The organism is Agarivorans sp. (genome assembly GCF_050295395.1).
Classification (GTDB): domain Bacteria; phylum Pseudomonadota; class Gammaproteobacteria; order Enterobacterales; family Celerinatantimonadaceae; genus Agarivorans.
In genome coordinates, this window is the sequence record NZ_JBNKPP010000081.1 from 1 (window position 1) to 4,097 (window position 4,097).

Annotated in this window: 4 protein-coding genes; all 4 read right to left on the reverse strand. The window is 46.5% G+C overall.

What is annotated here, in order from left to right:
- Window positions 1-687, reverse strand: a 687-nt coding sequence (locus tag ACQY6Q_RS04780; RefSeq protein WP_427978497.1) for a carbohydrate ABC transporter permease, incomplete at its 3' end; no start/stop codon positions are given.
- Window positions 688-739: 52 nt separating this feature from the next.
- Window positions 740-2,023: an ABC transporter substrate-binding protein gene (locus ACQY6Q_RS04785; protein WP_427978499.1), complete on the reverse strand. Its 1,284-nt coding sequence runs from the start codon at window positions 2,021-2,023 to the stop codon at window positions 740-742.
- Window positions 2,024-2,036: 13 nt separating this feature from the next.
- A complete protein-coding gene (locus ACQY6Q_RS04790; RefSeq protein ID WP_427978502.1) occupies window positions 2,037-3,062 on the reverse strand; it encodes an ABC transporter ATP-binding protein in 1,026 nt (341 codons plus the stop codon).
- Window positions 3,059-3,859 (reverse strand): DeoR/GlpR family DNA-binding transcription regulator, encoded by an 801-nt coding sequence (locus ACQY6Q_RS04795; RefSeq protein WP_427978505.1) that lies wholly within the window; start codon window positions 3,857-3,859, stop codon window positions 3,059-3,061. Before ACQY6Q_RS04795 ends, ACQY6Q_RS04790 begins: the two co-directional genes overlap by 4 nt.
- Window positions 3,860-4,097 lie beyond the last annotated feature (238 nt).

Below are 4,097 nucleotides of genomic sequence, written 5' to 3' on the forward strand. Positions count from 1 at the left end.
AATGAATAGGTGATCCACTAGTTTGAACGCATTTAGCACCGCATTGACCAACACAAATAAAGTGGTCGGCATTAGCAGGGGAAAGGTAACGCGGCGGAAGATATACCAGCGTGAAGCATTGTCTAAGGCCGCCGCTCGATAGAGGTCGGGCGATATGGTTTGCAGCGCAGCCAAATAAAATATCATAAAGAAGCCAGCTTCTTTCCAAATACTCATAGCCATAAGGCTATACAGGGCAACGCTTGGGTCTCCTAACCAATTTACGCCACTGCTGCCAAACCATCCCAGTATTTTATTGAGTATGCCAATTTCCGGGCTGTAAAATAGCAGCCAAATATTGGCCACTGAAATCATCGGTAACATGGTTGGGGTAAAGTAGGCCAAACGAAGCCAGGCTTTACCTGCAAGCTTTTGATTAACCCACAGAGCCATGCTTAAGGCGATGGCCAGAGAGAGCGGAACTGTAATTAAGGCATATAGAAGATTATTTTTTAGTACCAGCCAAAATACCTCATCGTCCAGCAAAAAACGGTAGTGTTCACTGCTAAACTGCTCACCCATTTGTACACCATAGCCAAATAAGCTACGCCAAATGGTGTTGCTAATAGGGTAGTAAGTAAAGCAAACCAATAGCACTAAGGCGGGGGCGAGTAGGCACCATGCCTGGACTTGTCGAGAGTGAAACATCTTTGCTCCTGATGCCAACAAAGAGCGGCTGGGCCGCTCTGTTGATTGGTGGCTATTGATAACGTTTAAGGATCCGTTCAGCTTGCTGCTGAGCTTTACTTAAAGCTTGTTCGGCGCTGAGCTGATCTGACAATACAGCTTGAATCGCGTCATCCAGCGTTTTACGTACTCTGCCAGCTTGGTGGGTAGCTAACTCCGCAGTCGCATAATCTAGCTGGTCGCGGGCGACCGCCGCCGCAGGGAAATCCACCACGTATTGCTGTAGTTCCGCGGTTTGGTAGGCGGCAGGGCTAACGCCCATATAGCCGGTTGAGATACTCCATTTAGCCGCTTGCTCTGGAGATGTCATGAAGCGAACCAGTTGTAGTGCGGCTTTTTTCTCTGCTGGCGTGGATTTTTTAAAGATGTAAAAGTTACCCCCTCCTGTGGGGGAGCCTAACTGTTGCTGAGCTGGTAACATTGCTACGCCAAAATCAAATTTGGCATTGTTTTTAACTGCGGTTAAGTTACCGGTTGAATGCCACATAATCGCGGTTTTTTGTTCCAAAAAGTTTTGGCGTAAAGTTCCCCACTCGATGGTGCCGCTAGGCATTATTTGATATTTGCTTCCCAAATCATGCCAGTAGTTTAAAGCCTCCACCACTTTGGGGTCATCGAAATAGGTGCGATTGCCCTGTTGGTTCATCAAGGTTTTGCCTTGTTGTTTGGCTAAAGCACCAAACATCCAATAGGGGTAACCCGTTGAAGGGATCATCACTCCCCATTGACTTACTTGACCGTTGTTATCACGTTTGGTGAGTTGCTGACCCATTTCAATCAGTTCGTCCCAACTGCTAGGGGCCTTCTCTGGGTCTAGCCCAGCTTCGCGGAATAAATCTTTGTTGTAATACATAACAATGGTGGAGCGCTGGAAAGGAATACCGTAGGTTTTGCCTTCCACCATGCTGTTTTCCATTAGGGCAGGGTAGAAGCTTGTAAGCCACTGCTGCTCTTCTGTTGTGGAGACTACATCGTCAAATGGGACGATGGCATCCAGGTCCATTAGTTCATGAACATCGATGGAAAACATGACGGACAGTTGAGCGGGCTGGCCACTGTTTAGTGCAGCCAAGGCTTTTACTCGTGCATCGTTGTAGTTACCGGCATAGATTGCATTGACATCAATGTCTGGGTGGCTGGCCTCAAACTCTTCAATCATCGAGTCGACGACCTTGGTAAGGGCTCCGCCGACAGATACTGGATAATACATAGTCAGTTCAGTTTTGGCTTGGGCGGTGGTGGATAAGACCAAGCCGAGTAGTCCGGTGCTAAGGCACTGCTTTACATTTACACGCATGATGTTAGTTCCTTTAAATAGCGGATTTTAAGTTTGTATAAGAGCTGGCCAAGCGTTGGCCGTTAGTGGAGCAAAAAGAGTGTTCTTTATTGGGATCCCAGTTGATCTTTAGTTGACTACCGGAAGTAAGCTGTTGTTTTCCCGACACCGAAAATTGAACGTTATCTGCACCTCGATAGGGACCGTCGCAGATACTGACGTTGAGAATGGTACTTGGCCCTTGGTAATCACAGTGCTGGACACGTACCGGATGTCCTCGCTCTGCTAGTTGAATATGTTCGGGTCTTACTCCCAAAATACCTTCAGCATGGGGTAGCAGGTTCATTGGTGGATGGCCGATGAAGCGGGCCACAAAGGTGGATTGTGGCTGTTGGTAGAAACTTTCTGGGCTGCCTTGCTGTTCTATCTTTCCACGGTTGAGCAAGATTATATGGTCAGCCATACTCATCGCTTCCACCTGATCGTGGGTTACGTAGACAACGGTTAAGCCCAGACTTTGTTGTAAGTGACGAATTTCGCTACGCATTTCATTACGTAGTTTACTATCGAGGTTGGACAAGGGTTCATCCATTAAACACAGTGGCGCTTGTGAAACAATGCTGCGGGCTAAGGCCACTCGTTGGCATTGTCCCCCAGAAAGTTGCGCCGGTTTTTTGTGTATATGCTGCCCTAGATCGACTAATTCTAAGGCGTGTTTGAGACGTTTTTGTTGTTCGCTACGGGCTATTTTTCGGGCTTTAAGCCCAAACAAAATATTCTCTTGCACCGATAAATGAGGAAACAGGGCGTAGGATTGAAATACCATCGATAATTGGCGTTGGCCAGGGGGGAAGTGAGTGATGTCCTGTTGCTGAAGTTGAATTTTTCCTCGGGTGGGTTGTTCTAAACCAGCAAGCATATTTAAAGTGGTGGATTTGCCACAGCCGCTAGGGCCTAACAGTGCGACAAACTGGCCTTGTTTCACTTCGAAGTCTAGTCCTGCTACAGCGACTTGTTGCTGGTAGTGTTTAGCCAATCCACTGGCTCTGAGAAAGCTCATAGTTGCCTCACATGCTGGCTTAAGTCAGCGGCTGGGGGAGTTTCGGTATGGACTCTGATACTAAGTTGGTGGCATAACTCAGCGAGAGGTGCGTCTAACTGATTGGTAAAAAAACGGTCGATTTGTTTCAGGTGACCGCTTTTTAGCGGAGCGCTGCGCAAGTACTTGTGGTGGTCTGCGATTAAAATCCGTTGCTCACAGTTTTTTAATATCGTCTGAGTTAGGTGAGATTCTTCGGGAGAAAAGTCTAATAGGTCACCTTGAGCCGAGATCCCGCCCGTACCACAAATGCCGTAGTTCACCTGAAATTTACGAAAGTAATTGGTGGCATCTTCCCCTACCACATCTTGGTCGGTGGCACGAATTCGCCCCCCTACCATATAGGTTTGAATGTTGGGGTTGCGGCATAGGGCAACCGCAGCATTTAGATTGTTTGTTACAACGGTTAAGCCCGGGTGATGCAGTAATTGCAATGCTAACTGTTGCGGAGTTGTGCCAATGCCTAAAAATATACTGGCTCCTTCGGGGAGAAACTCAGCCAAGTTAATGGCAATCTGCTTTTTTTCTTGCAGGTGAATGACTTGTCGATTAGAGAACGATAAATTATGACTTTGGGTTGGTAGTTGGATGCCCCCATGCACACGGTTGACTAGCCCTTGTTGGTTTAACTCATTCAAATCTTTACGAATGGTTTGCACAGATACAGCAAAATGTTCAGTTAACTCAGCGCTGGAAACATTTCCCGCATTTGCTTTTAACAGCCTGAGTATTTCAACCTGTCGTGGCGATAGTTCCATCTTCGTAAGAAACCTTTAGTTGAGTAATGTTTGTTCGAACGAAAGGATAGGTTTTTCGTATGACTTTTTGGTGAATGAAAATTGACAGCTTGATGACAGCATATGGCGCCAAGAGTTTCGAATAAGGATGTATAACAGCCTAAGGATTATTCGACTCTGCTCATATTTGCTTCAGGCTTTTCAACTTATATTTTCAGTTACTAAATGGAGTGTTTTTAATTTTCGCTGAATAAAGCCA

Coding starts and splice junctions, on each gene's coding strand:
- ACQY6Q_RS04785 (WP_427978499.1), bottom strand. CDS start 2,023: ATGCGTGTAAATGTAAAGCAGTGCCTTAGCACCGGACTACTCGGCTTG.
- ACQY6Q_RS04790 (WP_427978502.1), bottom strand. CDS start 3,062: ATGAGCTTTCTCAGAGCCAGTGGATTGGCTAAACACTACCAGCAACAA.
- ACQY6Q_RS04795 (WP_427978505.1), bottom strand. CDS start 3,859: ATGGAACTATCGCCACGACAGGTTGAAATACTCAGGCTGTTAAAAGCA.